Source organism: Leptolyngbya sp. FACHB-36 (assembly GCF_014695955.1).
Classification (GTDB): Bacteria; Cyanobacteriota; Cyanobacteriia; order Leptolyngbyales; family Leptolyngbyaceae; genus FACHB-36.
This window is the reverse complement of record NZ_JACJPG010000155.1, coordinates 1-1,665: the sequence shown is the minus strand read 5'-3', so window position 1 is coordinate 1,665 and position 1,665 is coordinate 1. Positions and strand designations below refer to the sequence as shown.

2 protein-coding genes and 1 pseudogene are annotated in these 1,665 nt (G+C 53.2%); 2 read left to right on the top strand and 1 reads right to left on the bottom strand.

Going from position 1 to position 1,665, the window contains the following annotated elements:
- A pseudogene (locus H6F43_RS02270) lies at window positions 1-321 on the top strand (cyclic pyranopterin phosphate synthase MoaA); the annotation flags it as partial.
- Between the two features lie 22 nt (window positions 322-343).
- Here H6F43_RS02270 and H6F43_RS02265 read toward each other — a convergent pair.
- Complete coding sequence (locus tag H6F43_RS02265) at window positions 344-712, bottom strand: EamA family transporter (protein ID WP_190340388.1); 369 nt, start codon at window positions 710-712, stop codon at window positions 344-346.
- A 101-nt stretch (window positions 713-813) separates the two neighbouring features.
- On the opposite strand from H6F43_RS02265, the gene H6F43_RS02260 reads away from it, so the two are divergent.
- A complete protein-coding gene (locus H6F43_RS02260; protein WP_190340387.1) occupies window positions 814-1,512 on the top strand; it encodes a Mo-dependent nitrogenase C-terminal domain-containing protein in 699 nt (232 codons plus the stop codon).
- Window positions 1,513-1,665 lie beyond the last annotated feature (153 nt).

The following is a 1,665-nucleotide window of genomic DNA, read 5'->3' as shown; positions in this document are numbered from 1 at the left end:
ACTGGTAGCGGTCCGGCAGATGTGTTCCGCATTCCTGGAGCAAAAGGCACCCTTGGTTTTATTAGCCAAATGTCTGAGTGCTTCTGCGATCGCTGCAACCGGATGCGCTTATCTGCCGATGGATGGTTGCGCCCTTGCCTGCTCAACGAAACTGGACAGCTTGATCTGCGATCGGCGCTTCGCTCTGGCACGTTGCCTGCCGATTTGCGTGAGCAGGTCCGATCCCTGGTGCTTCTAAAGCCAGAGATTAACTATAAGCAGCGGCAGGCTGGAACGATCGCAGGCGCTTACAGCCGCACTATGTCGCAAATTGGCGGGTAGCTTAGGCATTACGCTAACGCAGTTAGTCCCGTAGAACGACTAAAATAACGCCGCAGGCAATTAGCCCTAGCCCTACTAAACGACTAAAGGGAATCGATTCTCGAAACACGAAGTAGCCCAGCAGCACCGAGAAAATGTAGCCGATCGAAACGGCAGGTCCGACCACGCTAAGCTTGACGCGGGTGAGCAACAGGATGTAAAGAACAGCACTGAGACCATACAGAGTCAAGCCGATGAGCAATTCCGGCGTCGTGAGAATTCCCAAAATATGGCTGACAACATTGCTGGCGTTCACTTTGCCCAGCTTTAACGCACCCGTTTTGAGGAAAAACTGTCCTCCCACGGCAGTCAAAACCGATACTAGCAGTAAGCCAAATTCATGCAGAGTCACGGAGAAACCTTGCGTCTTTCGATATGGTCTTTCAGTTTACAGCTAAGTCAGTCCGGGTTGAAGCTAAAATCGACCCGTTGTATGTGATTGACAGTGCAACAATGACTCCCACTTTACAACCGCCTGATAAGAGCCAGCAAATTTCCGTCTGGCTGCGTGGGCTGCTGACGATCGCATGGGCAGACAAACACTTTGACCCCGAAGAACAAGCGTTAATTGCGACGCTGACTCATCAGGAATTGACCACGATCGACAAAACGATCCCGCTAGAACCTATATCGCTAGAGGAATTGATAATCGCGCTAGGCAACAATCCCCACATGGCAGAAGATTTTCTCCGAACGGCGGTCATGGTAGCCGTGGTGGATGGCGTGTATTCCCAAACGGAAGCCGAGTATCTCTCGCAGTATTGCGAGGCGCTAGGGCTAAAGAGGGAGGCTCTAGATGTGCTGTATCAGACCGTGGCTGAACCGAGCGAGACGCCTATGGAAGGTGCCACAATTCACACGGCTCGTTTCGATCCAGCACAGCTTGAAGCGCACCACGACGTGCTACAGCCCGTACGGGACTGGCTGGATCAGCTCAGCATTCACGACCCCAGACTGGCGCGCTTCCTTTGTAACTTAATTCCTGCGCAGTGTCCTTTCGAGCGAGATATCAATCTCTTTGGACGCAAAATTGCTCATATTCCGCCGCTGTGCAAGCTCAATCCGCTCTATGAGCAGTTAGTTACCTTACGCTTCCGCGCCCTTTGCTACCTAGCCGACACCTGTGGTGAGGATGTTTCGCCTTACTGCTAGCCCCTCTATGCAAGACTTGCCCCCCAAAGCACTCCGGCTGTAACCAGCAGGAGCAATAGACCGACGACGCCTGCTAGAGGCTGTCCTGCCAGTCCAGTCATCCAGGCGGGACCCCGATCGGTATAGCGCATCAGCTGCGCCGTATCAATGCTT